General features: G+C 72.1%; 21 protein-coding genes and 2 pseudogenes. 10 read left to right on the top strand and 13 right to left on the bottom strand.

The window, feature by feature from the left end; translation table 11 throughout:
* Positions 1-1629, bottom strand: coding sequence for a sensor histidine kinase (locus tag KIF24_RS20890; RefSeq protein ID WP_407940007.1), 1629 nt, complete (start codon positions 1627-1629; stop codon positions 1-3).
* A 151-nt stretch (positions 1630-1780) separates the two neighbouring features.
* On the bottom strand, positions 1781-2815 hold the full coding sequence (locus tag KIF24_RS20885) for an Acg family FMN-binding oxidoreductase (protein ID WP_407939941.1): 1035 nt from the start codon (positions 2813-2815) through the stop codon (positions 1781-1783).
* Between KIF24_RS20885 and KIF24_RS20880 the strand changes: the two are divergent.
* A pseudogene (locus tag KIF24_RS20880) lies at positions 2780-3309 on the top strand (P-type ATPase); the annotation flags it as partial. The gene KIF24_RS20885 and the pseudogene KIF24_RS20880 overlap by 36 nt on opposite strands.
* 75 nt (positions 3310-3384) lie before the next feature.
* Here KIF24_RS20880 and KIF24_RS20875 read toward each other — a convergent pair.
* From KIF24_RS20875 to KIF24_RS20865, 3 genes and pseudogenes are all read right to left on the bottom strand, one after another.
* On the bottom strand, positions 3385-4260 hold the full coding sequence (locus tag KIF24_RS20875; RefSeq protein WP_221085478.1) for a universal stress protein: 876 nt from the start codon (positions 4258-4260) through the stop codon (positions 3385-3387).
* Positions 4261-4273: 13 nt separating this feature from the next.
* Positions 4274-6667: a phosphoketolase family protein gene (locus KIF24_RS20870; protein WP_221085477.1), complete on the bottom strand. Its 2394-nt coding sequence runs from the start codon at positions 6665-6667 to the stop codon at positions 4274-4276.
* A 117-nt stretch (positions 6668-6784) separates the two neighbouring features.
* Positions 6785-7614: pseudogene (locus tag KIF24_RS20865) on the bottom strand (universal stress protein).
* Positions 7615-7845: 231 nt separating this feature from the next.
* Here KIF24_RS20865 and KIF24_RS20860 point away from each other — a divergent pair.
* From KIF24_RS20860 to KIF24_RS33285, 4 genes are all read left to right on the top strand, one after another.
* Positions 7846-8883: a diacylglycerol/lipid kinase family protein gene (locus tag KIF24_RS20860; protein ID WP_331461227.1), complete on the top strand. Its 1038-nt coding sequence runs from the start codon at positions 7846-7848 to the stop codon at positions 8881-8883.
* Positions 8884-8963: 80 nt separating this feature from the next.
* A complete protein-coding gene (locus KIF24_RS33295; protein WP_331461226.1) occupies positions 8964-10022 on the top strand; it encodes a phosphatase PAP2 family protein in 1059 nt (352 codons plus the stop codon).
* Positions 10013-10453 carry a phosphatase PAP2 family protein gene (locus KIF24_RS33290; protein WP_331461225.1) on the top strand — a complete coding sequence of 147 codons (441 nt, stop codon included), beginning with the start codon at positions 10013-10015 and terminating at the stop codon, positions 10451-10453. The genes KIF24_RS33295 and KIF24_RS33290 overlap by 10 nt, the downstream gene beginning before the upstream one ends.
* A 20-nt stretch (positions 10454-10473) precedes the next feature.
* Positions 10474-10701, top strand: coding sequence for a hypothetical protein (locus KIF24_RS33285; protein ID WP_230415801.1), 228 nt, complete (start codon positions 10474-10476; stop codon positions 10699-10701).
* Positions 10702-10713: 12 nt separating this feature from the next.
* Here the strand turns inward: KIF24_RS33285 and KIF24_RS20845 are convergent, their stop codons facing one another.
* Complete coding sequence (locus KIF24_RS20845) at positions 10714-11676, bottom strand: TIGR03557 family F420-dependent LLM class oxidoreductase (RefSeq protein WP_221085476.1); 963 nt, start codon at positions 11674-11676, stop codon at positions 10714-10716.
* 359 nt (positions 11677-12035) lie between these two features.
* Between KIF24_RS20845 and KIF24_RS20840 the strand changes: the two genes are divergently transcribed.
* Positions 12036-13394, top strand: a complete 1359-nt coding sequence (locus KIF24_RS20840; protein WP_221085475.1) for a cellulase family glycosylhydrolase — start codon at positions 12036-12038, stop codon at positions 13392-13394.
* Positions 13395-13716: 322 nt separating this feature from the next.
* Here KIF24_RS20840 and KIF24_RS20835 read toward each other — a convergent pair whose 3' ends face one another.
* The 4 genes from KIF24_RS20835 to KIF24_RS20820 form a co-directional block, all read right to left on the bottom strand.
* Positions 13717-14958, bottom strand: a complete 1242-nt coding sequence (locus KIF24_RS20835; RefSeq protein WP_331461224.1) for an RNA polymerase sigma factor — start codon at positions 14956-14958, stop codon at positions 13717-13719.
* Positions 14955-15347, bottom strand: a complete 393-nt coding sequence (locus tag KIF24_RS20830) for a YciI family protein (RefSeq protein WP_230416729.1) — start codon at positions 15345-15347, stop codon at positions 14955-14957. The genes KIF24_RS20835 and KIF24_RS20830 overlap by 4 nt, the downstream gene beginning before the upstream one ends.
* 109 nt (positions 15348-15456) lie before the next feature.
* Complete coding sequence (locus KIF24_RS20825) at positions 15457-15702, bottom strand: hypothetical protein (RefSeq protein WP_221087466.1); 246 nt, start codon at positions 15700-15702, stop codon at positions 15457-15459.
* A gap of 104 nt (positions 15703-15806) precedes the next feature.
* On the bottom strand, positions 15807-16061 hold the full coding sequence (locus KIF24_RS20820) for a DivIVA domain-containing protein (protein WP_221085473.1): 255 nt from the start codon (positions 16059-16061) through the stop codon (positions 15807-15809).
* A 344-nt stretch (positions 16062-16405) separates the two neighbouring features.
* On the opposite strand from KIF24_RS20820, the gene KIF24_RS20815 reads away from it, so the two are divergent.
* From KIF24_RS20815 to KIF24_RS20805, 3 genes are all read left to right on the top strand, one after another.
* Positions 16406-17266, top strand: coding sequence for a helix-turn-helix domain-containing protein (locus KIF24_RS20815; RefSeq protein ID WP_221085472.1), 861 nt, complete (start codon positions 16406-16408; stop codon positions 17264-17266).
* Positions 17266-17475 carry a DUF397 domain-containing protein gene (locus tag KIF24_RS20810; protein ID WP_221085471.1) on the top strand — a complete coding sequence of 70 codons (210 nt, stop codon included), beginning with the start codon at positions 17266-17268 and terminating at the stop codon, positions 17473-17475. Before KIF24_RS20815 ends, KIF24_RS20810 begins: the two co-directional genes overlap by 1 nt.
* A 147-nt stretch (positions 17476-17622) precedes the next feature.
* Positions 17623-18642 carry a sporulation protein gene (locus tag KIF24_RS20805; RefSeq protein ID WP_221085470.1) on the top strand — a complete coding sequence of 340 codons (1020 nt, stop codon included), beginning with the start codon at positions 17623-17625 and terminating at the stop codon, positions 18640-18642.
* Between the two features lie 68 nt (positions 18643-18710).
* Here KIF24_RS20805 and KIF24_RS20800 read toward each other — a convergent pair whose 3' ends face one another.
* Positions 18711-19088, bottom strand: coding sequence for a hypothetical protein (locus tag KIF24_RS20800; RefSeq protein ID WP_221085469.1), 378 nt, complete (start codon positions 19086-19088; stop codon positions 18711-18713).
* 130 nt (positions 19089-19218) lie between these two features.
* The gene (locus KIF24_RS20795) at positions 19219-21261 is read right to left on the bottom strand and encodes a glycerophosphodiester phosphodiesterase family protein (protein ID WP_221085468.1); all 2043 of its coding nucleotides are present in this window, start codon (positions 21259-21261) and stop codon (positions 19219-19221) included.
* A 174-nt stretch (positions 21262-21435) separates the two neighbouring features.
* Between KIF24_RS20795 and KIF24_RS20790 the strand changes: the two genes are divergently transcribed.
* Positions 21436-21837: a hypothetical protein gene (locus KIF24_RS20790; protein ID WP_221085467.1), complete on the top strand. Its 402-nt coding sequence runs from the start codon at positions 21436-21438 to the stop codon at positions 21835-21837.
* A gap of 20 nt (positions 21838-21857) precedes the next feature.
* On the opposite strand, the gene KIF24_RS20785 is transcribed toward KIF24_RS20790, so the two are convergent.
* Positions 21858-24128, bottom strand: a complete 2271-nt coding sequence (locus KIF24_RS20785; protein WP_230416725.1) for a HelD family protein — start codon at positions 24126-24128, stop codon at positions 21858-21860.
* Positions 24129-24249 lie beyond the last annotated feature (121 nt).

Raw genomic sequence — 24249 nt, 5'->3', positions numbered from 1 at the left:
TCAGTCGCGCAGCGGGACGCTCCAGTGCAGTTCGGTGCCGTGCGGCTCGGCGGGACGGATCTCGAAGCCGCCGCCGTGACGCTCGGCGCGCTCACGCAGGTTCACCAGCCCGCCCCGGGCGGCGGCCGGGTCGCACCCCACCCCGTCGTCGGTGACGGCGACGGTGACCCGGGCGGCGTCGACGCGTACCGCCACCGACAGCCGGGACGCCGCGGCGTGGCGTACCGCGTTGGACAGCGCCTCGCGGAGCACGGCGGTGAGGTCGGGGCGGACCGCGTCCGGCACGGCGCTGTCGATCGGCCCGGTCAGCTCCAGCCTCGGCCGGAAGCCCAGTGCCTCCGCCGCCGCCTCCACCGCCTCACGGATCTCGGTGCGCAGCGCCGCGCTCATCGGTGTCCGCAACTCGAAGATGGTGCGCCGGATGTCCTTGATGGTGGTGTCCAGGTCGTCGACCGCGGTGTTGATCCGCTTGGCGACCTCCGGCCGCGCGGTCAGCGGCACCGCGCTCTGTAGTTGCAGGCCGGTGGCGAACAGCCGCTGGATCACCACGTCGTGCAGGTCCCGGGCGATCCGCTCGCGGTCCTCCAGGACCACCAGCTGCTCCCGCTCCTCCTGGCCGCGGGCACGTTCCATGGCCAACGCGGCCTGCCCGGCGAAGCTGCCCAGCAGGGTCACGTCGTCGTCGGTGGCGCCGCCGTGGTCCGCGGAGTGCGCGATCACCAGCACGCCGTGCAGCGTGTCCGCGGTGGCGAGCGGCGAGATCACCGCCGGGCCGGTGTGCAGCATCGCCGGCCAGGGTGCGGCGTGGGCCAGGTCGTCCACCGAGTCGTGCCGGCCCTGGGCGACCGGCCCGGCGAAGCTGGTGTCCGCGGCCGGCAGCACCGTGCCGACCAGCGCACGGCCCTGGGCGCCGGCGCCGTCGATGACCTCCACCGTGAAGTGCTCCGCCTCCTCGTCGTAGAGGAGCACCAGGGCCAGCTCGGCCTCGGCGACCTCCCGGGCGCGGCGCGCCACCAGAGTCAGCGCGTCGGTGCGGCGCACCTCGCCGAGCAGCAGCGAGGTGATTTCGGCGGTGGCGGCGAGCCAGCGTTCCCGCCGGTAGGCCAGCGCGTACAGCCGGGCGTTCTCGATCGCCACGCCGGCCGCCGCCGCGAGCGCCACGACGATCTCCTCGTCGTCCTCGGTAAACTGCGCGCCGCCCTGCTTCTCGGCCAGGTAGAGGTTGCCGAAGACCTGGTCACGGATGCGCACCGGCACGCCGAGGAAGGTGTGCATCGGCGGGTGGTTCGGCGGGAACCCGTAGGACCGCGGGTGCTGGGTGATGTCCGGCATCCGCAGCGGCTTCGGGTCGTCGATCAGCAGGCCGAGCACGCCCCGGCCGTGCGGCAGGTCACCGATCTGTGCGTGCAGGTCGGGGGAGATGCCGTGGGTGATGAAGTCGTGCAGCAGCCGGTCCGGGCCGATCACGCCGAGTGCCCCGTAGCGGGCGCCGGCCAGGTCGCAGGCCGACTGCACGATCCGTTGCAGGGTGCTGCGCAGATCCAGGTCGGTGCCGATGCCGACGACCGCGTCGAGCAGCGCCCGCAGCCGTTCCCGGCTGGTCACCACCTCGCCGACGCGGTCCAGCATCTCCTGCAGCAGCTCGTCCAGGCGGACCCGGGACAGCGGGCTCAGCCCGAGCGATGGCGGCTCGTACCGGGGGTTCGGTGCGCCGACGCTCACCGGGCGATGCTATCCGGCGGCCGGCGGCACCGGAACGCCCAGCGCCGCCGGGGATCCGTCAGCCGGCGCCGCCGGCCACCGCGGACGTGTCCACCACCTGCTCGCGGGACAGCCGCGGGGTGTGCGGCGGGCCGGCGTGGGCCGGGTCCGCGACACCGAGGCGCAGCACGAGGTACGGATGCCCGAGCCCGGCCAGCACCTGGCGCAGGGTCTGCCGGGTGGCCGGCACCTCCACCGCTCCGCTCAGCGGCACCACGGAGACGCCCAGCCGGGTGGCGGTCAGCCAGCCGGCCGACAGTGCCTCACCGGCGCGCAGCCAGTCGACCGGCTCGTCCTGATCGCCGTAGAGCAGCCCGTAGGACGCCGCCTGGTCGTGCCCCGGCCCGACCGGCAGGGTGCCGGGACGACCGAAGTCCCGGCCCGGCACGGTGGTCTGCGCGGCCTGCTCCGGCAGCACCTCCGGGGTCAGCCCCGCCCCGCCGGCGCGGCTGGTCCAGTAGTCCAACTCCTCGCGCAGCCGCGAATCCTCCGCCTCGACCGTGGCGGCGTGCGAGGCGGAGGCCGCCAACTGCAGCACCTGGTCGCGGTCGAGGATCTCCAGCCGGGCGCCCTCCCGGCCGACGGCCGATGCGACGGCGCTCAGCGTGTCGTCGGCGACCGGTTCGTCGGCGACCGGTCGACGGTCGGTGTGCCGCACCTGCATGCACTGCACCATGCGCATCGCGTCCGGGTCGGCGCCGGTGGGCCGCGCGTCGGTCAGCCGGGCGAGCAGGTCGGGGTCGGCCGGGTCGGGCATCCGTTGGACGGTCGCCGACCAACCCTCGGCGGCCAGCGCCAGCCGGGCGTGGTGCAGCGCCGCACCGCAGCTGAGCGTGACCAGCTCGCCCTCCGGGTCGGTGGCGGCGAGCTGTTCGTCGCGAACCACCCGTAGCTCCAGCGCGTCGGGGAGCACCCGCCAGCGCCACGGCTGGCTGTTGTGCACCGACGGCGCGTGACCGGCCATCGCGGCGGCCTCCGCGAGGGCGGTGGTCAGCGGGCGGTGCGTAGTCGGCGTCTGGTGGCTCATCGTCACGACCTTTCCGTCTCTGCCCATGGTGCCGCACCTCGGTACGACCGTGGGCCGGTCCGGTCCATCGTGCGCCATCATCCGGCCGGGCGCACCACCCGCAGGTCCCGCCCCGGGCGGGCACTGGCCGCGCTGCTGCCGGCCGCCGCCTCGGTGCTGCGTGAGCTGTGGCGGCGGCGGTTCGGCGTGGACGTGATCGCGGTCCGGGCGACCCGGGACCTGCGGGCCCTGCTGGCGCGGGCACCGCGCACGGCGCGGCGCCGTGCCGCCGACGGCGTCGAGGTGGTGCCGGTGGACCGGGTGGCGGTCGGGGACCGGCTGCTGGTCGGCCCGGGTGACGTCGTCGCGGTCGACGGTGTCACCGAGTCACCGGCGACGCTGGACGAGTCGGTCGTCACCGGCGAGTCCCGGCTCGTCGAACGGGCCGCGGGGGAGCGGGGGCCAGCGGCGTGGTGAACGCCGGCGCCGGGTTCGGGCTGCGGGCGACCGAGAACGCCGAGCGCAGCACGTACGCCGGGATCGACGTGCTGGTCATCCTCAACGCGCTGCGGGCGCTCGGCGGCGGGCCCCGCGGCTCCCGGCCGGACTGACACCGGTCAGCGTTCCCGGATCACCGCCACCGGGCAGTGCGCGTGCTGGATCAGCTGTTGACTGACCGAGCCGAGCACCATCCCGCGCAGCCCGCCACGCCCCCGGGTGCCGACGACGATTAGCTGTGCGTTGCGGCTGGCGTCGATCAGCAGGCCGGCGGGTGCGGTGGCCGCCGTCTCGACGGTCACCTCGACGTCGGGGAAGGCGGCTCGCCAGCGCCGCAGCGGCTCGTCCAGTTCGGCGGCGTGCGCGGCGTTCGCCGCGTCGCGGGCCTGCTCGCCGGTGAGGCTCCACTGCTCGCGCCGGGGCTGCCAGGCGCGCGCCACGTGCAGCGGTACCCGGCGCAGGGCCGCCTGCTCGAAGGCGAAGCCGAGGGCCAGCAGGGACTGCTCCGAGCCGTCCACACCGACCGCGATGTGCCCGGCCCGGGCGCCCCCGGACGAACCGCCACGGACCACCACGACCGGGCAGTGCGCGTGCGCGGTGACGGTGACGGCCGTCGAGCCGGCGAGCAGGCCGGCGAAGCCGCCGTGCCCGCGGCTGCCCAGCACCAGCAGGCCGGTCTCGGCCGAACTCTCCTCCAGCACCAGGGCGGGTGGGCCGTCGAGCACCTCGCCGCGCACGCTCAGCTCCGGGTGCGCGGCGGCGGCGTCCGCCGCCGCCTTGCCGACCAGCTCCTCGACCTGGCGGCGGGCCTGCTCGTCGGGCCACGCCCCCGGCGTCACACCGGGCCCGACCCAGCCCGCCACGGTCAGCCATTCGAAGACGTACGCCAGCCGGACCGGCCGGCCGTCCCGTCGGGCCTGCTCCAGCGCCCACTCCAGGGCCGCCGCCGCGTCCGGTGATCCGTCGTAGGCCACCAGGATCTCCGCCTCGCTCATGGCGGTACTCCTCTCAGGGGTTGGTCTGGTCGGTCTCGCGGACCCAGCGCCACTCGGCCACCCGGGGGTCGTCCTCGCCGTACCGGCGGGTGTGGTCGCGGGCCGCCTGGCGGGCGTCGGTCATCTCCTGCCGCAGGTGGGCCGCGCGGGCGGCGAGCCCGGGCACCCGGTCGATCACGTCGATCACCAGGTGGAAGCGGTCCAGCTCGTTGAGCATCACCATGTCGAACGGCGTGGTCGTGGTGCCCTCCTCCTTGTACCCACGTACGTGCAGGTTGTCGTGGTTGGTGCGTCGGTAGGTGAGCCGGTGGATCAACCACGGGTAGCCGTGGTAGGCGAAGATGATCGGCTTGTCGCGGGTGAAGAGCGTGTCGAACTCGGAGTCCGGCAGGCCGTGCGGGTGTTCGGTCGCCGGTTGCAGCCGCATCAGGTCGACCACGTTGATCACCCGTACCTTCAGCTCGGGCAGGTGCTGGCGCAGCAGGTCCGCCGCGGCGAGGGTCTCCAGCGTCGGCACGTCACCGGCGCAGGCGAGCACGACGTCCGGTTCGCTGCCGTCGTCGGTGCTGGCCCAGTCCCAGATGCCCACCCCGCGCCGGCAGTGCGCGACGGCCTCGCCCATGCTCAGCCAGTTCGGTGCGGCCTGCTTGCCGGCCACCACCACGTTGATGTAGTGCCGGCTGCGCAGGCAGTGGTCCAGGGTGGAGAGCAGGGTGTTCGCGTCCGGCGGCAGGTAGACCCGGACGACCTCGGCCTTCTTGTTCATCACATGGTCGATGAAGCCGGGGTCCTGGTGCGAGAAGCCGTTGTGGTCCTGCCGCCAGACGTGACTGGAGAGCAGGTAGTTCAGCGAGGCCACCGGCAGCCGCCAGGGAATGCCACGGGTCACCTTCAGCCACTTGGCGTGCTGGTTGACCATCGAGTCGACGATGTGGATGAACGCCTCGTAGCTGGTGAAGAGGCCGTGCCGGCCGGTGAGCAGATAGCCCTCCAGCCAGCCCTGGCACAGGTGCTCGGAGAGGACCTCCATCACCCGCCCGTCGGGGGAGAGGTGGTCGTCGCCGGGGACGGTGCCGGCCATCCAGGCCCGGTCGGTGACCTCGAAGGCCGCCTGGAGCCGGTTGGAGGCGACCTCGTCCGGGCCGAAGAGACGGAAGGTCTGCGGATTGGCGGCGATGACGTCGCGTATCCACTTGCCGAGTTCGCCGGTGGCGCTGGTGATCGTCGCGCCGGGGCGGGGCACGTCGACGGCGTAGTCGCGGAAGTCGGGCAGGGCCAGGTCACGCAGCAGCAGCCCGCCGTTGGCCGCCGGGTTGGCGCTCATCCGCCGGTCGCCGACCGGGGGCAGCGCGGCAAGTTCGGCGGCCGGGGCGCCGGTGGCGTCGAACAGCTCCTCCGGCCGGTAGCTGCGCAACCAGCGCTCCAGCTCGGCCAGGTGCTCCGGGTTGTCGCGAACCCCGGACAGCGGCACCTGGTGGGCGTGGTAGGTCCCCTCGACCTGCTTGCCGTCGACCCGGCTCGGCCCGGTCCAGCCCTTCGGCGTACGCAGGACGATCATCGGCCAGCGGGGGCGCTCGACGGTGGCACCGGAACGGGCGCGGCGCTGGATCGCGGCGATCTCGTCCAGCGCCCGGTCGAGGGTGGCGGCGAGCGCCTCGTGAACCGCGGCGGGTTCGTCGCCGGCCACCACGTACGGCTGGTAGCCGTTGCCGCGCATCAGGTCGAGCAGGTCGGACTCGGGGATCCGGTCCAGCACGGTCGGGTTGGCGATCTTGTAGCCGTTGAGGTGCAGGATGGGCAGCACCGCGCCGTCGCGGGCGGGGTTGAGGAAGACGTTGGACAGCCAGCTGCCGGCCAGTGGACCGGTCTCCGCCTCCCCGTCGCCGATGACGCAGGCGACGAGCAGGTCGGGGTTGTCGAAGGCGGCGCCGTAGGCGTGGCTGAGCGCGTACCCCAGCTCGCCGCCCTCGTGGATCGAGCCCGGCACCTCCGCCGCGACATGGCTCGGGATGCCGCCGGGGAAGGAGAACTGGCGGAACAGTCGGGCCATGCCGGACTCGTCGCGGCCGGTGTCGGGATACCGCTCGCTCCAGGTGCCCTCCAGCCAGGTGTTCGCCACGAGCGCCGGGCCGCCGTGGCCCGGGCCGGTGATGTAGATGGCGGACAGGTCGCGGGCGACGATGACCCGATTGAGGTGGGCGTAGAGGAGGTTCAACCCGGGCGAGGTGCCCCAGTGCCCCAGTAGCCGGGGCTTGACGTGCTCCGGGGCGAGTGGTTCGCGCAACAGGGGGTTGTCCAGCAGGTAGATCTGCCCGACGGTGAGGTAGTTCGCCGCCCGCCAGTATGCGTCCAGCCGGCGCAGTTCGTCATCGGTCAGGGTGCTCTGCAGGTCTACGGCGGTGTCCATACTGCTTGAGCCTCTCGCGGGTCGGTGGATCCTGCATCCGCAGCACGCGGTTTCCGGTATCAGCTTCCCTGGATCGGCGGGCGTGGATCAGGGCCGTTGGTCCCGCCGTCCCGGGTGTCACGGCCTGTTGCGAGACGGCGGTCCGGACACGCCGCGGACCACGATCACCGGGGACGGGGAGTGGTAGAGCAGCGCCTGGCTGACCGCGCCGAGCATGCCGCGCAACGGCTCGTCGCCCCGGGCGGCGACCACCACCAGCTGCGCCGTGCGGGACTGGTCGACCAGCACGTCACCGGGCTCGCCCCGGATGACGTGGCACTCCACGTCCGTGTCCGGATGGCCGGCGCGGTAGCGGGAGACCAGCTCGCCGAGCCGCTCGGTGGCCTCGTCGATCGCCGCGTCGGAGTTGACCACCCACACCGCCAGCAGCCGCGAAGAGTGCCGGGCGGCGCAGGCGAACGCCCAGCCCAGCGCGACCTCGGCGGAGGCCGAGCCGTCCACGCCGACCAGCACCGGGCCGGCCAACGGGGTGCCCGCCGGGCGACCAACACCGGGCATTCGGCGCGGGCGGCCACCTGCACGGCGGGGCTGTCCGCCGGGATGCAGCGGTCGCAGTGGGCCATTCCGCCGTCGCCGACGACCACCAGGAAGGCGGCGTCGGACTTGCGGACCAGGTTCGCCACCGCCGGGCCCTCGGCGATCTCGTTGGTGACCGTGACGCCCGGCTGGCTCTGGTGGACCGCCGCCGTGGCCGCCGCGATCAGCCGCTCGGCCTCGGCTCGGGAGTCGGAGACGGCCGGCGCGTCGAGCGCGGCCCAGTTGAACGCATGCAGCAGATGCAGCCCGCGTCCGTGGGCGGCGGCCACCCGGGCGGCGAGCCGGGCCACCGGCAGGGCGTCCTGCGGACCGACGCCGACGAGCACCGACGCGTCGCTGGCTGCGGCCATCCGACATCACCCCCGCAGCTGTCGCGCCCGGCCTGCGTCTGAGGCTAGTCGCGGCGGTACGGCGCCGGGGCGGGATCGCCGTCTCCGGCGGCGCGAGGCTGGTGCTCACCGAGGCCGGCGTCGACCTGGCCGACGCGCGCCGGCGGGTCGAGGCCGCCCTGCGGACCGCAGCCTGACGCGACCCACCCGCGCCGAGTCGCCCAACCCCGCACCGTGCTGCACACTGACGCCGTGAAAGCTGGACGGCACGAAGGGCCGCTGCGCAGTGCGGTGGTGGTCAACCCGGTCAAGGTGACCGATCCCGACGCGTTTCGCCGTACCGTGGGCGACGCGCTCGCCGCGGCGGGCTGGCCCGAGCCGCTCTGGTTCGAGACCACCGCGGACGATCCCGGCCGGGGGCAGACCGAGCGGGCCCTCGCCGCCGGGGTCGACGTGGTCTTCGCCTGCGGCGGCGACGGGACCGTGATGGCCTGCGTCAGCGCCCTGGTCGGCACCGAGGCGGCGCTCGCCGTACTCCCGCAGGGCACCGGCAACCTGCTCGCGGCGAACCTGGGACTCTCCGACGACCTGGCCGGGGGGCTGGCGGTGGCCCTGGAACGCGGGCGGCGGCTGCTCGACGTGGGCGAGGCGGACGGACAGCACTTCGCGGTGATGGCCGGCATGGGCTTCGACGCCCAGATGCTGGCCGCCACCAACGAGACGACCAAGCGGCGGATCGGCTGGCCGGCGTACGTGGTGGGCGCCGCGCGACACCTGCGGGACCGACCGATGAAGGTGTGTATCCGGCTGGACGACCAGCCGCCACTGTGCCGTCGGGCCCGTTCGGTGCTGGTCGCCAACGTCGGCCGGCTCCAGGGCGGGGTGACCCTGCTCACCGAGGCCGAGCCCGACGACGGCTACCTCGACGTCGCCGTGCTCACCCCGAGGACGCTGCGGCACTGGCTCTCCCTCGGCTGGGCGGTGCTGCGCCGGCGGGACCGGGTTCCGCGCATGGAGGTGTACCGCGCCCGCCGGGTGGAGATAAACAGCAACCGGGCACAACCGCGTGAGCTGGACGGCGACCTGATCGAACCCGGCCGCACCCTGCGGGTGCAGATCCGCCGGCGGGCGCTGTGGCTGTGCGTACCGAGGCCGGAACGAGCGCCCGACCTGGCCGACGACGCGGCAACCGCCGCCGAACGGGGCGAGCGCCTCGTCCAGGAGCGGTCCGGTGAGCCGGACACGCAGCGCGCCGGCCTGCTCGACACCGGCGAGACGACCGCACTCTAGGCCGTCGCACCGGCGGGCTCCCGGGTGTACGGCAGCGGCGCATCGGGTACAGCGCCTCGCCAGAGGCGAAGGAGGCTGCCGTGGGCGCGGTCAGGGACGTACTCCGACGACCCCCCGGGCACTTCACCGAACGTACGATCGCCGGCCTGGCGCTCGTACTCGGTGCCGGGGTCGGTTTCGGGTTGCTGCTGGTGTTGGTGCGCGTCCGGTGGTCGCCGCTGTACGACGTGGACCACGGCGTGGCGCGCTGGCTCAACGACCAGGTGTCGCCGATCGGCCCGCTGGTGACCGTGCTCAACGCCGTCACCGACCTCGGTGGGCGTGCGGTAATCATCTGGCTGGTCGCCGTCGCCGTGGTCGGGCTGCTGATCCGCCGGCAGGGTCGGCTCGCGGTCTTCCTGATCGTCACCGGTGCCGGGGCGCTGATCCTCGATCCGTCGCTCAAGACCCTGGTCGACCGGTTGCGTCCCGAGGTGGCCGTGCCGATCGGCGGGTACGCCGGGCAGAGTTTCCCCAGCGGGCACGCCCTCGGGTCGATGGTCGCCTACGGCGCGCTGCTGCTGGTGTTCCTGCCGGCGATGGCGGCCCGCTGGCGCCGTGCGGCGATGATCGGTGTCGGCACCGTCGTCTTCCTGATCGGGTTCACCCGGGTCGCGCTCGGCGTGCACTTCCTCTCCGACGTGGTCGGCGCCTGGCTGCTCGGCGCGGCCTGGCTCGGTGTCACCGCGTACGCCTTCCGGCTGTGGCGGCTGGAGCGGGGCCGGCCGGCGACGTCGTTCACGCAGGGGCTGGAACCGGAGGCCGCGCACGAGGTGGCGCCCGCGCCGGACGAGCGCAGGTTGTTGCCGCACGCCCGGGCCGGCATCGCCGAGATCATCGTTGGCTGGGTGCTGGTCTTCGGTGCCCTCTACGGCTTCGGCATGTTCGTCAGCTACTACGCCGACGGCACGTTCCTCGCCCGGCTCGACGAGACCGTGCCGAGCTGGTTCGCGCGGCACGGCACCCCGCTGCTCGACGACGTCAGCTGGTGGTGGAGCAAGGCCGGCGACACCCACACGATCATGTTCGTCTCGCTGGTCTTCTGCCCGCTGGTGCTGGCGATCTGGCGGCGCTGGCGACCGTGCTGTTCGTGGCGCTGACCATGTTCGGTGAACTGACCCTGTTCCTGGCCTCCGCGGCGGCGGTGGACCGGCCGCGTCCGCCGGCGGAGAACCTGGACGGCCCGATGCCGACGTCCTCGTTCCCCTCCGGGCACATCGCGGCCACCCTCTGCCTGTGGCTCGCCATCGCCGTCATCGTGCTGCCCCGCAGCGACCGCTGGTGGCGGTGGCTCTTCGTGGCGGCGGCGGTGGTCCTGCCGGTCGGGGTGGCGGTCTCCCGGATGTACCGGGGCATGCACCACCCGACCGACTTCATGGGCGCGGTCATGCTCGCGGCGGCCTGGATCGGGCTGCTCTACTGGGTGGTCCGTCCCAACGAGGACGTCCGGCAGGGCAACCAGCCCGCCATCGAGTCGGAGGACGTGGACACGCTCGACGACGAGCTGGCCCGCGCCGGCCGACCGGGCTGAGCCGAGCCGTGCTGCGGGTGATGACCTGGAACATCCGCACCGGCGGGCAGGACCGGGGTGGTCCCGACCGGCGCGACCGGCTGGCCCGGGTCGTCGCCGAGCAGCGCCCGGACGTGCTCGCCACCCACCTGCATCCGTACTCGGGGACCCGCCGTCTGGTCGAGGCCGGTTGGGCGGCCACCCGGGCGGTGGCCCGGCTGCTCGCCACCGGCCTGGTCGACCTGTCCCCACCCGCCTCTGCGGGCTGATCCCCCGCCCGCTCAGAGCTCGCGCAGCCGGGGCAGCAGTTGCTCCTGCGCCCAGTCCAGGAACATCGGTTGGCTGTCGCCGCCGATCTGCACCAGCGCCACATCGGTGAAGCCGGCGTCGACGAACTCCTTGAACGCGGCGACGTGCTGGTCCACGTCCGGCCCGCACGAGATTCCCTGCGCCACGTCCTCCTCGCGGACGGTCTGGGTGGCCGCGGCGAACGCGTCGGTGTCGGGCAGCGCCGAGTTGACCTTCCAGCCCAGCCCGAACCAGCGGAACTGGTCGTGAGCGATCTTGCGGCACTCGGCCTCGTCCGGGCCGTAGCAGATGGCCACCTGCCCGTACCGTGGCCGCCCGCGACCACCGGCCTGCTCGTACATCTCGACGAGGTGCGGTTCCGGCTCGGTGGAGATCATCCCGTCGGCGTACTCGGCGGCGAGGGTGGCCGACTGCCGGCCGGAGGCGGCCACCGCCATCGGCACCGGCGGGTCGGGCCGGTCCCACACGTACGCGTCCGGCACGTCGTAGTGGTTGCCGGAGAAGGTCAGCGTCTCCCCGTTCAGCAGCGGCCGGATGATCTGCAACGCCTCCTCGAACATCTCGTGGCGCTGCTGCACGTGCGGCCAGCCGCCGACCACGTGCTCGTTGAGGTTCTCACCGGCACCGAGGCCGAGAGTGAACCGGCCGCCGGAGAGGACCCCGATGGTGGCGGCCTTCTGCGCCACCACCGCCGGGTGGTAGCGGCGGATCGGGCAGGTCACGAACGACATCAGCGCCGCGCGGGAGGTGGCGTGCGCGACCGCGCCCAGCACCGACCAGGCGTACGGTGAGTGGCCCTGTGACTCCAGCCAGGGGTAGTAGTGGTCGGACATGACGAGCTGGTCGAAGCCGGCCGCCTCGGCCCGCACCGCGTGGTCGACGAGCTCCTTGGGGCCTGCCTGTTCGCACATCAGGGTGTAGCCGATGCTGACCATCGATGTCTCCTTCCGGACCGGCGGACCGTTCCGGATACCCCGGTCCGGTTCGGTCAACCCTGACCCCGTGCTCGACGGGTCGAACACCCCCTGCCCACGGTTGGCTGAACCGGTTCAGGCGCCGACCTGGTGCCCATCCTGTGGTGGGGATGTCCGCCCCCCGTGACGGCTCTGTTTCCCTGGGTCGTCACGGCGGGGCCGGTCTACTGAACCGGTTGCTTTCATCGCGCCATCCGCATACGCTGATGCCTGCCTCGCCGGGCCCCGGGCAGCGGCTGTCGGGCTGCAGCCGCCACTCCTGCCACTCACCGCACCCCCACACCAGGGCACCGGGGGAGACATCTCCTGCGAGGAATGCCATGAAAAGACTGTTCGCGGGCGTCGGCGCCGTCCTGCTGGCGACCGTCGCCGCCGTGTTCGCCTTCGGGCCGTCGGCGCACGCCGCCACCGGCTTCACGGTCAGCGGCGGCAAGCTCTACGACGCCAACGGCAACGAGTTCATCATGCGCGGTGTCAACCACGCACACACCTGGTACCCGAGCCAGACCCGCTCCTTCGCCGACGTCAAGGCCCTCGGCGCCAACTCCGTCCGGGTCGTGCTCTCCAGCGGCGACCGGTGGACCCGCAACAGCGCCGACGACGTGTCCAACGTGATCCAGCTCTGCACGGCCAACCGGCTGATCTGCGTGCTGGAGGTGCACGACACCACCGGCTACGGCGAGCAGAGCGGCGCCATCACCCTGGCCCGGGCCGTCGACTACTGGCTCAGCATCGCCAGCGCGCTGAACGGCCAGGAACGGTACGTGATCGTCAACATCGGCAACGAGCCGTACGGCAACCAGAACTACTCGGCCTGGGCCACCGACACCGGCAACGCGATCCGCCGGCTGCGCGACGGCGGTCTCGGGCACACCATCATGGTGGACGCCCCGAACTGGGGCCAGGACTGGTCCTTCACCATGCGCGACAACGCCCCGACGGTCTTCAACGCCGACCCGGCCCGCAACACGGTCTTCTCCGTCCACATGTACGGCGTCTTCGACACCGCCGCCGAGATCAGCGACTACCTGGGTCGCTTCCGCAGCCGGCAACTGCCCATCGTGGTCGGCGAGTTCGGGCACAACCACTCCGACGGCGACCCCGACGAGGACGCCATCCTCTCCTACACCCAGGCCAACGGCATCGGCTGGCTGGGCTGGTCGTGGAGCGGCAACAGCGGTGGCGTGGAGTACCTCGACATGGCCACCAACTTCAACCCGAACCAGCTGACCAACTGGGGTCAGCGGTTGTTCAACGGCACCAACGGCATCCGGCAGACGGCGCGGGAGGCCAGCGTGTACGACGGCACCTCGCCGACCACGCCACCCCCGTCGAGCCCGCCGCCGTCCACCCCGCCGCCGTCGACGCCGCAGCCGGGCGCCGGCTGCACGGCGACATACTCGATCGCCAACCAGTGGCAGGGTGGCTTCCAGGGTGAGGTCCGGGTGACCGCCGGGGCCAGCGCCATCACCGGCTGGACGGTGCGCTGGACCTTCGCCAACGGCCAGTCGGTGACCCAGTCGTGGAACGTCACGGTCACCAGCAGCGGGTCTGCCGTGACGGCCCGCAACGTCGACTACAACGGCCGGCTCGGCGCCGGAGCCAGCACCAGCTTCGGCTTCCTCGGCAGCTGGAACGGCACCAACTTGTCTCCCGCAGTGACCTGCACCGCCAGCTGACCGCAGTTGTTCCACCGGTGGCCGGGTCTCCGACGGACCCGGCCACCACCACGTCACACCCGGCCTCCTGCCGCGTGTCCCCGGTCCGCGCGTGTCCCCGGTCCGCGCGTGTCGCCGGTCCCAGGTGGTGTCCCGGTGTGCCCTTTGCTCTGCTTCAACCCACGCACCGGGTCCACCGACACCCCGGGTTGGGCGGCAAACCGTTGCGTCCGTTGAGGCAGAGCAAAGGGCGCGAGGGGGAACCCATCACCTCGACTGAGTGCGCCTGGCGGGGCGCCCCCGGGCGCGCACTCGACGAACCGCCCGGCACGGATTGTGCGGCTCAGCTGAGGCGGGCGGCGCGCATGAGGAGGTAGCGCTGTTCGGGGAGACTGGCGGTCAGGGCGGCGGCGGAGCGGTAGTGGCTGACCGCGCGGTCGGGGTCGCCGGCCATCTCGTAGAGGTGGGCGCGGGCGGCGTGCAGGCGGTGGTGGTCCGCCAGCCGGGCTTCGTCGTCCAGCGCCGCGAGCGCGGCAAGGCCGGCCGCCGCCCCGTGCACCATCGCGCTGGCCACCGCCCGGTTGAGGGCGACCACCGGGCTGCCCGACAGGCCCTCCAGCACCTCGTAGAGCGCGAGGATCTGCGGCCAGTCGGTCGCCTCGGCGCTCGGTGCCTCGTCGTGCAGCGCGGCGATGGCCGCCTGCACCTGGTAGGGACCGACCGGGCCGCGCGGCAGCGCCCGGGTGACCAGCGCGACGCCCTCGGCGATCGCCGCCGCGTCCCACCGGCCGCGGTCCTGCTCGGCCAGCGGAACCAGTTCGCCGGACGGGCCGGTACGGGCCGCGCTGCGGGCCTCGGTGAGCAGCATCAGCGCCAACAACCCCGTCACCTCACTGTCGTCGGGCAGCCGGGCGTGCAGCGCCCGGGTCAACCGGATCGCCTCGTGCGCCAGGTCGAGCCGGTGCAGCCGGTCGCCGGAGCTGGCCACGTGTCCCTCGGTGAAGACCAGGTAGAGCACGTGCAGCACCGAAGCCAACCGGGCCGTCAGATCGGCCGCGGCGGGCATCCGAAACGGTGTACCGGAATCCCGGATGCGCTGCTTCGCGCGGCTGATCCGCTGCGCCATGGTGGGTTCCGGCACCAGGAACGCCCGGGCGATCTCGGCGGTGCCGAGGCCGCCGACGGCACGCAGGGTGAGCGCGATCGCCGAGGCGGAGGAGAGCGCCGGGTGGCAGCAGAGCAACAGCAACACCAGGGTGTCGTCGCGGTCAGCGTCCAGCTGCGCCTCGGCCGCCGGTACGCTGCGCCGATCCGCCGGCTCGCGCCGGGCGGCCAGATCCTCCCGGGCCCGGCGGGCCTGCTCACCGCGGACCAGTTCGACCATCCGCCGGTACGCGACCTGGATCAACCAGCCGCGCGGGTTGCCCGGCCGGCCGTCACGCGGCCACTGGGTCGCCGCGGCCAGCAAGGCCTCCTGCACCGCGTCCTCGGCGGTGGCGAAGTCGCCGAACCGGCGGGCGAGCACGCCGAGGACCTGCGGCGCCAGCTCGCGCAGCAGGTCCTCGGTCAGGGCGTCTCGGGTCACCCGTCCTGTGCCGGTGCGGACATCACCGGGTGCACCTCGATCGGCATGTTGAGCGGCTCGCCACCCGGGCCGGGAGCGGTGGAGACCCAGGCGGCGATCTCCACCGCCCGTTCGGGAGTGTCGGTGTCGACGATCCAGTATCCGGCCAGGAACTCCTTCGTCTCGGCGAACGGCCCCTCGGTCACCACCGGGGCACCACCGGCACCGGCGCGTACGATCTTCGCCTGCGCCGGCCCGGCGAGCCCCTGCCCGTCGACCCACTCGCCGTCGGCGACCAGCTTCGCGTTCACCTCGCCCATGAAACCGATGTGGGCGCGGATCTCCTCCGGCGTCCAGGTGTGGATCGACGGGAAGTCGGTCCCGGCGGCGCTGAACTGCATCAGCAGCATGTACTTCACGGCTGTCTCCTCACGGCTGCGCACCCATTGTCGGTGCTTGCACCAGCAGGTCGAAGCCACCGAGCCCGTGCTCGACATCCTGGCCGAGAAATTTCTCCGGTCAGCCGCCGGGCTCCGCCGGCGGCAGGCACTCGCCGTGGTGGTCGCACCGCAGCAGGCAGCGCCGCCGCTCCGGGGTGATCCGGTCGCAGAAGACCCAGTGCCGCACCTGCTGGGCATCCTCGGTCGACACGCTGGTGCCGGCGACCTCGACCTGCGGGAACGTCGACGCCAGCCACCGGGCGAGGCTGCCCGCCAGGTCGAGCGCCGCCGCAAGCTCGGCGACGGCCACCGGTAGGTGGATCACGTGCCGGGGCGGGGCGTGGTCCCGGCCGGCGAAGGCGTCGACGACGGCGCGGGGAAGTGACGCGAAGACCTGCCGGGTGGCGCGCTGGTGGCCGGACGGCGTACTCATGACAGGCGCTCTCGGGCCTGCGTACTCTGCCAGTCGCGCAGCGCTCGCTTGATCCGGCTGTTCTCGTCGTTCAGCCGGGCGACGTCCTCGTGCAGGGTGGCCAGTTCGAGTGCGACACGCCGCAGGAAGTGCCGTACCTCCTGCGGATCCAACCCGCGCCGGCCGAAGCCGACGACGGAGAACTGCCGGTCACGGACGTGACGCGGGTGCAACCGCGGCGGTGCGCTGCGGTAGACGGTGCCTCGATTCATCAAGTTCCTCCTTCGTCGCATGTGGTTGGGTGATGCCTCTTCGGCACGTCGGGGTCGCGAAGGCGGGCCCGCCCGTGATAGGTATTCGTCAAGTCGGTTCGGAGCCGGGATTCGCACATCCCGACGCTCTAGTTGAGACCCGACAAGAGCCGGTATGCGGCTGCCACCCGCGAGGCCGTCTCTCGTCACCTTCTCGGCTGTTGGCCCAGCCGCGGTTGCCGTGCTTGCACCGGGCGTCCCCGGGGGTCGGCGATCACCCTCACCCGAAAGCCACGTTTCCAGCGGGCTCGAACTGGAGCAATGGTTCCTGTTCGGGTCTCATGAACTCCTGCGAGGGTTGGATCATGCCGCACAAGCCGTTCATCCGAACACTTCGCGCGCAATGGCTGGGTCAGCGACTGCGGGCGCTGCGCGAGGAGCGCGGAATGACGTTGAGGCTCGTCGCCGAACACCTGCAACGTGATATGTCGGCGCTGGGCCGCTACGAGCGGGCCGACTGGCCTATTCGCAAGGGTGACGTGGTCGCCCTGCTCGACCTGTACGGCTTCCATGACGCGGCCGAGCGAGCCCGCCTGCTGGCGCTGGCCGAGGAGGTCTGGCGGACCGACCGCTGGGACGAGGACTACGGCGACGTGGTCGACTCGTCCTTCATCGAATACCCGTGGCTGGAGAGCCGCGCGGAAAGGGTGTGCTGCTTTCATCTGACCCTTGTGCCGGGCCTGCTCCAGACGCGTGACTATGCCGCGTCGGTCATCCGAAACGCATCGGAGCCGGGCACGCCGGAGGCGACCGTTGAGCGCTGGGTGGAACTGCGGATGACGCGTCAGGAAGTCCTTGCCCGACCGGCGCCAGTCAAGATCGACGCGGTGTTGGACGAGTCGGTGCTACGTCGCAAGGTGGGTGGCAACGATGTGTTTCGTGGCCAACTCGAACACCTGGTAGACCTGCAACGACGCAGAAATGTGTCGATTAGGGTCATGTCAAGTTCGGTTGCCCTTCATCAGGGACTCGATGGCACCTTCTGGATATTCCACCTGCCCGAACCGTACCCTGCGGTGGCCTATGTCGAGTCCCTCGGCGGTCGGCTTTACATGGAGTCGCCGAAGGCTGAGCGCTTCGTCGGCGCGTACCGTCAGTTGGGCAAGGCGGCGCTCAGCCCGGCCGAGTCGGCGGAGTTGATCGCCAGATACGCGAAGGAGTTGTGATGGACAAGCCGGTGTTGCCGATCGCCTGGCATATCAGTACGTACAGCGACAGCAACGGTGGAAGTTGCGTGGAGGCCGGACCTGTTCTCGACGGCTCCGGGCGGGTGGCTGTTCGGCACAGCAAGGCCCGGGATGCTGGCACGATCGTCTACCCGGCCGAGGTCTGGTCGGCGTTTCTGCGGGGCGTGAAGGGCCGGTCCTTCAACTGACCTGCGCCCTCAGGCCCGGCGGGCACCTCGGCTCCCGGTGCTGAGCAGCCCGTTCTCCCAGCGACCTCACAGCCCCAGCCGATATCGTTCCGCCGTCAGCGTCCGGTCCTCCGTGGAGTCCGGGCACCAGACCCCGCAGGAGTACCGATGGTCTTCAAGAAGATGCTGAGCGCCCTGGGCGTGGGCGGTCCCAGCGTGGACACCGTCCTGACCAACCCGAACACCCGGCCCGGGCTGGCCCTCGACGGTCAGGTCAACCTGATCGGCGGGGAGGCCCCGGCGAACATCGAGCAGATCGTCGTCGGGCTGGTCACCCGGGTCGAGATCGAGGGCGGCGACAGCGAGTACGCCGGCATCATGGAGTTCCACCGCCAGCAGGTCAGCGGCCCGCTCCAGCTCGCCCCGAAGCAGCAGCTGTCCATCCCGTTCCAGCTGCCGGTGCCGTGGGAGACCCCGATCACCGATGTCTACGGCCAGCGGCTGCACGGCATGACGATGGGGCTGCGCACCGAGCTGGCGATCGCCCGCGCGGTGGACAAGAGCGACCTCGACCAGGTCAACGTGCACCCGCTGCCGGTGCACGAGCGGATCCTGGAGGCGTTCCTCCAGCTCGGTTTCCGCTTCAAGTCGGCCGACCTGGAGCGGGGTCGCATCCACGGCCTACAGCAGACGTTGCCGTTCTACCAGGAGATCGAGTTCTTCGCCTCGCCGCAGTACGCGCAGACCGTCAACGAACTCGAACTGACCTTCGTCACCAACCCCCACGGCGTGGATGTGGTGCTGGAGTGCGACCGGCGCGGCGGTTTCCTCGCCCCCGGACACGATGCCTTCGGCCGTTACCAGGTGGGCCACGCCGACGCCGAGCGGTCGGACTGGGTCCAGGTGGTCGACGGTTGGTTGCAGGAGACGATCGGCCGGTTCGGCAGCCTGCGCGCCCAGGCGTTCGGGCCGGGCGGCTACGGCGCACCGAACAAGTTCGGCCACCCGCGGCAGCGCGGCGGGGTCGGCATGGGCGGTGTCGTCGCCGGTGCGGCGGTCGGCGCCGCCGGTGGGATGCTCGCCGGCCACATGCTCGGAAACGCGTTCGAGGGCGCCGAGGAGGACGTCGCCGAGGCGGCCGGTGACTTCGGCGGCGGCGAGGACTTCGGCGGCTTCGAGGAGTTCTAGGCCGCGGCAGACACCGCGATGGCCCTCCGGGACAGATCCCGGAGGGCCATCGTGCGTACGCGCGGAGGTCAGCTCCGCCCGCGCCGCTCGCCGGCGGAACGCCGCTGGCTACCGGCCTTGGCCAGACCACGGCTACCCAGGTAACCGATGGTCAGCAGGGTGATGAAGAACCACGCCTGGCTGGGGCTGTTCAGGTTCAGCCCGTTCGCGGTCGTCCCTCGCCAGAAGGCGGAGATCACCACGAGGGTGACGGCAGCCGCGTAGATCCAGAACTCCGTCGTCAGGAACGACTGCTTGGTCTCCGTACCCGGTGACGGCATCGGCTCCCGGTGCCCGTCCTGCATCATCGGCATCGGATGGGTCGGTGCGTCCTGCATGGCCGCACGATTCTGCACGTCCTGCGCGGGCCGGTTCATCGGCCTGGTGGAAGCAGCCTGCGTGCTCATCTGTCCTCCTCGGGATGTGATGAGTCGTAACCTGCGACCCTCGCCCCGCTACCGCGTGTCGGCCACGGCACGGTTCGCGTTCTCGGCGGGGGCACCAGGGGTCTACCCGCGGGTGGCCGGCAGTAACACTTCACCGCAGGCCGTTGCGGATGGCCACGCCCACCAGCAGGTCCGGGTCGTCGGTGATGATGCCGTCGACACCCAGGTCGATGACCCGCTGCATCACCGTGGCGTCGTTGACGGTGTACGGGATCACCTTCAACCCGTACCGGGACCGCAGGGTGTGCACGTCCGGTCCGTGGAAGTACGCCGGGTTCTGCCGCAGGTACCAGTCCGGGTCGGCGACGGTGCCCTGCGCCGGGTCGTGCACCTGCCAGTTGGCCGAGACGGTCGACGCGCCGGCCGCGCGGGTCAGCCGGCCCAGGTCCTGTCGCTTCCACCAGTCCAGTCCGGCCGTCCACGGGCTGCGCACCGACCGGTCGCCGTACACCGCCTGTAGGGAGCACTCGTCGGCGAGGCTGCCGCACTCCGCCGGGCCGTACTGCCAGACCAGGGCGACCGTCTCGATCCGACGGTCCAGTTGGCGGGCGTGGATGATGGTCCGCCAGTCGAAGGACTGGATGGTGGCGCGGTCGGTGAGGCCGGCCCGCTGGATCGCGGTGACCAGCTTCCGGGTGAAGCTGCGGTAGGGCTCGGTGTCGTCGACCAGCGGGCTGATCTTCGTCTCGATGTTGAACCGGACGTCCGTGCGACCGCTCGCCCTCACCAGGGCGAAGACCTCGTCGAGGGTGGGGATGCGGGCACCCGGCACGGGCACCTGCGCCGGCATGTCGGGCGCCGTCAGCGTGCCGCAGTCGAGCGTCTTGAGCTGCGCGAGGCTCAGCTGGTGCACCAGCTTGCCCACGTACGGGAACTCCCGGTCACGGGGCCGGACCGGGGCGGTGTCGACGCAGTGTGACCCGCTGACGGTGCGGTCGTGGATCACCACCAGCTTGCCGTCCTCGGTCACGCCGGTGTCCAGTTCCAGCGTGGAGATCGCGCTGTTGGCCAGCGCGTTCGCGAACGCGGGCAGGGTGTTCTCGGGCCGGGTGGCCCGGCCACCGCGGTGCGCCTGGATGTCGAACGGCGCGGCGTACCGCCTGGGAAGCTGGTAGCCGCGCTGGGCGAGCAGCCCGCGTAGCCGGTCGGGGTAGTCGGTGATGATGCCGTCCACGCCGTCGTCGATCAGCTTCGCCATGGTCGGCACGTCGTTCACCGTCCACGGAACCACCTTGATCCCGTTGCGGTGGGCGTGCCTGACCAGCTGCTTCGTCACGTACGGACGGTAGTCGGCATCGGTGACCGTGCCGTGCTGCGGAAAGCCGTGCACCGGCGAGAACGCGGCGGCGCCGAAGCTGCGGATCGCGGCGATCGGGTCGCCGCCGAAGTCGTCGATGTCCAGGCCGCCCAGCCACGGTGACGCGCCGGGCTGCCCGACCTGGAGGAAGTCGTAGTTGGTCAGGGCCACCAACGGCAGGCGCGGCTCGACCTGGCGCATCCGCCTCAACGCACCCCAGTCGAAGCTCTGGATGGTGGCCTGCCTCAGCAGCCCGGCAGCCCGGATCTCCGCCGCGGTGACCTGCACGAACTGCTCGCGCGGGGCGGTCTCGCTCGGCGCGCCGGCCTCCACCTTGGTCTCGATGTTGAGCGTCACGTCTTCCGCCCGGTACCGCTTGACCAGGGCGAAGACCTCACGCAGCAGCGGCATCCGGGCACCCGGGACGGCGAGCTGTCCGGGCCGGTCCGGTAGCGTCTTCGAGCCGCAGTCGAGGGTGCGCACCTGGGCCAGGGTCAGCGTGTTGACGTATTTGCCGACATAGGGGAACTCCGGGTCGTCCGGTGTGGCCGCGGCGGTGTCGACGCACTTCGCGGCGCTGACCCGCCGGTCGTGGGTGACCACGGCCTGGCGGTCCTCGGTGATCTGCACGTCCAGTTCGAGGGTCCGCACTCCGAGTTGAAGGGCGTTGCCGAACGACGCGAGGGTGCTCTCCACCCGTAGCCCCAGGCCGCCCCGGTGGGCCTGGAGGTCGAAATCCCGGTCCGGTCGCGGTTTCGCCGCGGCGGGGGCCGCCAGCATTGACGTCACGATCGTCACGGCCAGAGCCGCGACGGCGGTACGGCGTACGATGCGCACCCTGTCCTCTCCCTCCCCGCGGGGCTCTCCCGCCGAGTTCGCAGCACAGCATGGGCAGTCGGGGCGGCGGGCAGGCGAGCGTCGGGCGGCGGGCCGGTGAACCGGCGGTGCGGGTTTGCCCTGCCGAAGGTCGGGCACCCGGTCCGAACCGACGTTTCTGCGAGGTGATGGATCGTGCATGAGGACGACATGCGACAGGACGCCGCCCGCCGGGCCGAGGAGCGGATCGCCGGTGGCGGCTACGGAAAGGGTGCCGTGGACGAGGTGACGGTGCCGCCCACCGATGTGGAGAGTGTGCTCCAGCGGGAGGACCCGGACGATCCGGCCGACGTGCCGATCGACCCGAACGTGCTACGCGACGGCGGACCGACCCGCGGGCAGGGCGCGATCACCACGACCGGCGGCACGGCCGGGCCGGCCAGCGCCCGCCGGGTGGCCCGGCAGCCGGAGCGGCACCCCGGCAAGGTGGCCCCAACCACCACCGGTGACGCCACCACCGGCGGCCTGAGCACCCCGGCGGGCGGCAGCACCAGCGACAACTCCACCCCTGCCACCCAGGTCGGCAACTTCGACTGACTCCCCGCCAGCCCAGTTGATCAAGAAGCTTGGTCGGGTCGGACCGAGGTGTCCAAAACTTCTTGATCAACACGAGCGGGGGTGAGGGTCGTCAGGCGTTGGGTGGCTCGGGTCAGGGCGACGTAGAGGTCGCTGCGGCCCCGGGGGGATTCGGCGACGATCCGCTCGGGGTCGACCACGATGACCGAGTCGAACTCCAGGCCCTTCGCCTCGGCGACGGTGAGCACCACGACCCGGCTCCCCAGATCCGGCTGCTCGCCGACCGCCGCCTCGGGCAGGGCCGAGGTCAGCGCGGTACCGAGGTCGTCGACCCGGCCGGCGGGGACGATCACGCCGAGCCGCCCGTCGGCAAGTGCGCCCGCCTCCGCCGCGGCGATCTCGACCAGGTCGGCCGCCAGTCGCCGCGCCGGCACCGCGCGCTCCTGGGGCGGAAAGCCGCCGGAGCGTACGGCGCGCGGTGGGCGCAGTGCCGGGTCGATCTCGGCCAGCACGCCGGCGGCGACCTCCATGATCTCGGCGGGGGTGCGGTAGCTGACGGTCAGCTCGGTCAGCCGCCACCGATCCGCCACGTACGGCGCCAGCGCCTCGGCCCACGACGGGGTGCCGGCCAGCGCGCCGGTCTGTGCCACGTCGCCCACGATGGTCATCGACCGGCTCGGGCAGCGCCGCATCAGCAACCGCCAGGCCATCGGCGACAGCTCCTGCGCCTCGTCGACGATGACGTGGCCGAACGCCCAGCTCCGGTCGGCCGCCGCGCGCTGCGCGGTGGTCAGCCGATCCGCCTCCTCGTGCCGCTCCAACAGCCGGTCGGCGTCGAGCAGGTCGGTCACCCCGAGGATCTCGCCGCCGTCGGCCTCGTCCTCGACGTCGATCGACCGGGAACCACGGGCGATCTCCAGTACCCCCTCGGCGTACTCGCGTTGCAGGGCGCGGATCCGGTCCCGGCGGGCGGCGGCGGCGCGGTCGTCCTCGCCGAGCAGTTCCGCCGCCTCGTCCAGCAGCGGCACGTCCGCCGGCGTCCAGCCGCCCGGTCCGCGGTGCAGGGCGGCCCGCTCCTCGACGGTGAGCATCGGCGCGGCGGCGGTGATCCGGTCGGCCGAGGCGTACAGGTCGGCGAGCAGACGTTGCGGGGTCAGCACCGGCCACAGTTCGTCCAGAGTGGCCCGCACCTGCGGCTCCTCGCGCAGTTCGCGGCGGATCTCGGCGAGATCCGCCTCGTCGAGCAGGTTCTCCCCGCCGAGCGGGTCGGCGCCGATCCGCTCGGCGATCTGGTTGCCGAGCGCGTGGACGAGTTCCACGTCGAAGACGGCACGGGCCAGGTTGTGCGGCCGGCCGCTGCGCCGGGCCCGGTCGCGCGCCGCGGCGACGGTCTCCGGGTCGAGGACGAGGGTCTCCCGTTGCGGCAGTCCGATCTCCAGCGGCTCGTCGGGCGTGCGCTGCCGGTCGCGTACGGCGTTGGCCAGCACCTCGACCATCACCGACCGTCCCTTCAGGGCGGCGGTGGTGGCGGGCTCCGCGCGGCGGGCGCTGACCCCGGGAAAGAGGTCGCCCTGGGTACGCAGCAGCACCCCGGTCTCGGCCAGCGCGGGCAGCACCTGCGAGATGTACCGCAGGAACGTGACGTTCGGGCCGACCAGCAGCACGCCCCGGGTCGAGAGTTCCCGCCGGTGGGTGTAGAGCAGGTACGCGGCGCGGTGCAGCGCCACCGCGGTCTTGCCGGTGCCCGGACCGCCCTGCACCACCAGCACGCCGGGCAGGTCGGCGCGGATGATCCGGTCCTGTTCGACCTGGATGGTCTCGACGATGTCGCGCATCCGCCCGGTGCGTCCCGCGTCGAGCGCGGCGAGCAGTGACGCCTCGCCGGTCAACTCCTCGTGGCCGCTGGGGGAGGCGGTGGCCAGGTCGAGCACCTCGTCGTTGACGCCGACCACCTTGCGTTGCCGGGTACGCAGGTGCCGGCGCCGCCGGATGCCCTGCGGATTGGCGGCCGTGGCGAGGTAGAAGGCCCGGGCGGCCGGGGCGCGCCAGTCCATCAGCAGCGGCTCGTAGTCACCGTCCGTGTCGAAGATGCCGATCCGGCCGATGTAGTGGCGGTCCCCTCCGTCGGTGTCCAACCGGCCGAAGCAGAGGCCGTTCTCCACCGCCGAGAACTGCTCGACCTGGTCGGCGTACATCCGCACCGTGCCGTCGCGCTGGGAACGGGCCTGCAACGTGCCGCCGGTCGCCAGCAACTGCTCGGTCAGCCGCTTCGACGCCTGCTCCCGCAGGCCGTCCAGGCGCTGGTAGAGCATCGAGACGTACTCCTGCTCGCGACCGATCTCGTCGTCGGACGGCGACCCGCTGGAGTGCCTTGACAATCCGTCTCCCGATTGGTTAGAATTCGAAGTCAGAACGGCCTCGAAAGGCCGTTCT

It is taken from the genome of Micromonospora tarapacensis, from assembly GCF_019697375.1.
Taxonomy (GTDB): Bacteria; Actinomycetota; Actinomycetes; order Mycobacteriales; family Micromonosporaceae; genus Micromonospora; species Micromonospora tarapacensis.
This window is presented reverse-complemented; position numbering and strand designations above follow the sequence as displayed.

What these genes read in the sequence shown, in the direction of transcription:
- KIF24_RS20890 (WP_407940007.1), bottom strand. Translation starts at nt 1,629, where the DNA reads ATGCTGGACCGCGTCGGCGAGGTGGTGACCAGCCGGGAACGGCTGCGG.
- KIF24_RS20885 (WP_407939941.1), bottom strand. Translation starts at nt 2,815, where the DNA reads ATGGGCAGAGACGGAAAGGTCGTGACGATGAGCCACCAGACGCCGACT.
- KIF24_RS20875 (WP_221085478.1), bottom strand. Translation starts at nt 4,260, where the DNA reads ATGAGCGAGGCGGAGATCCTGGTGGCCTACGACGGATCACCGGACGCG.
- KIF24_RS20870 (WP_221085477.1), bottom strand. Translation starts at nt 6,667, where the DNA reads ATGGACACCGCCGTAGACCTGCAGAGCACCCTGACCGATGACGAACTG.
- KIF24_RS33285 (WP_230415801.1), top strand. Translation starts at nt 10,474, where the DNA reads ATGACCTGGAACATCCGCACCGGCGGGCAGGACCGGGGTGGTCCCGAC.
- KIF24_RS20845 (WP_221085476.1), bottom strand. Translation starts at nt 11,676, where the DNA reads ATGGTCAGCATCGGCTACACCCTGATGTGCGAACAGGCAGGCCCCAAG.
- KIF24_RS20840 (WP_221085475.1), top strand. Translation starts at nt 12,036, where the DNA reads ATGAAAAGACTGTTCGCGGGCGTCGGCGCCGTCCTGCTGGCGACCGTC.
- KIF24_RS20830 (WP_230416729.1), bottom strand. Translation starts at nt 15,347, where the DNA reads ATGCTGCTGATGCAGTTCAGCGCCGCCGGGACCGACTTCCCGTCGATC.
- KIF24_RS20820 (WP_221085473.1), bottom strand. Translation starts at nt 16,061, where the DNA reads ATGAATCGAGGCACCGTCTACCGCAGCGCACCGCCGCGGTTGCACCCG.
- KIF24_RS20815 (WP_221085472.1), top strand. Translation starts at nt 16,406, where the DNA reads ATGCCGCACAAGCCGTTCATCCGAACACTTCGCGCGCAATGGCTGGGT.
- KIF24_RS20810 (WP_221085471.1), top strand. Translation starts at nt 17,266, where the DNA reads ATGGACAAGCCGGTGTTGCCGATCGCCTGGCATATCAGTACGTACAGC.
- KIF24_RS20805 (WP_221085470.1), top strand. Translation starts at nt 17,623, where the DNA reads ATGGTCTTCAAGAAGATGCTGAGCGCCCTGGGCGTGGGCGGTCCCAGC.
- KIF24_RS20800 (WP_221085469.1), bottom strand. Translation starts at nt 19,088, where the DNA reads ATGAGCACGCAGGCTGCTTCCACCAGGCCGATGAACCGGCCCGCGCAG.
- KIF24_RS20785 (WP_230416725.1), bottom strand. Translation starts at nt 24,128, where the DNA reads ATGCTCTACCAGCGCCTGGACGGCCTGCGGGAGCAGGCGTCGAAGCGG.